General features: G+C 63.4%; 1 protein-coding gene. It reads left to right on the forward strand.

The features are described from left to right. The coding region (locus AC11W3_RS09550; RefSeq protein ID WP_484092919.1) for a reverse transcriptase domain-containing protein at positions 1–1054 on the forward strand (1054 nt) is incomplete at both ends.

Consider the following 1054-nt stretch of genomic DNA (forward strand, 5'->3'; position numbering starts at 1 on the left):
ACTACGACGAGGCCGATGACGAGCCGCAGGTGCACATGGCGATGAGCGCGCTGCGCCAGCTGCAGCTGCCGGAAGAGCGCCCAGAGCCCGCCGCGGTGATGAGCGCTGTGGCCACGGGCATTGCCGCATTGGAAGCGCAGACGCCACAGACCTACCGCCAGGCCATGGCCAGCCCGGACGCGGCCAAGTGGAAGGCGGCGCTGGATAAGGAGATGCGCTCCTGCACCGAACAGCAGGTGTGGACGCTCGTGCGACGAGACCAGCTGCCGCCCAGGGCCAACGTGCTGCCGTGCAAGGAGGTCTTCAAGCTGAAGCTGGACGAGCACGGCGCCGTGGTGGAGCACAAGGCGCGCTTCACGCCGAAAGGCTTCCGGCAGAAGCAGGGAGTGGACTTCTTCGAGACCTTCGCGCACACCGGCCAGTACAAAACCTTTCGTGGCTCGCTCTCCCTGGTGGCCAAGTGGGACCACGAGCTGGCGCAGTTCGACGTGCCGACGGCATTCCTGAATGCGCCTGTCGACGAGGACATCTACATGCAGCTGCCGGAAGGGTACGAGCAGCCCGGCATGGTCTGCAAGCTGCAGAAGTCGCTGTACGGCCTGAAGCAGGCGCCGCGCAACTGGGACAAGCTGGTGCACACATTCATCACGAAGGACATGGCATTCAAGGCGACAGTGAGCGACCGGTCGCTGTACTTCAAGCGCAGCCGCAGCGGAAGGCTGATGATGATTTACCGTTTCGTCGACGACATGCAGGGCAGCTATCACGCAGACGACGCGGCGGAGTTCCAGCAGAGCGTGGCGCTTCTGCAGCAACGTTTCAACATCAAACAACTGAAGACCACGACGTGGATGCTGGGCATGCGCATCACGCGCGACCGAAAGGCGCGCACGATCACATTGGATCAGGAGCTGTACGTCAGCAAGGCGCTGGAGAAGTTCGGCCTGCAGCAGTGCCGTGTGGTCAGCACGCCCGAGGCAGTGGGAGCGGCGCACGATGCGAATCCGGCGCTGAACAAGCCTGCAGACAGACAGCGGTACATGGAGATGACAGG

The organism is Geomonas sp., from assembly GCF_056994735.1.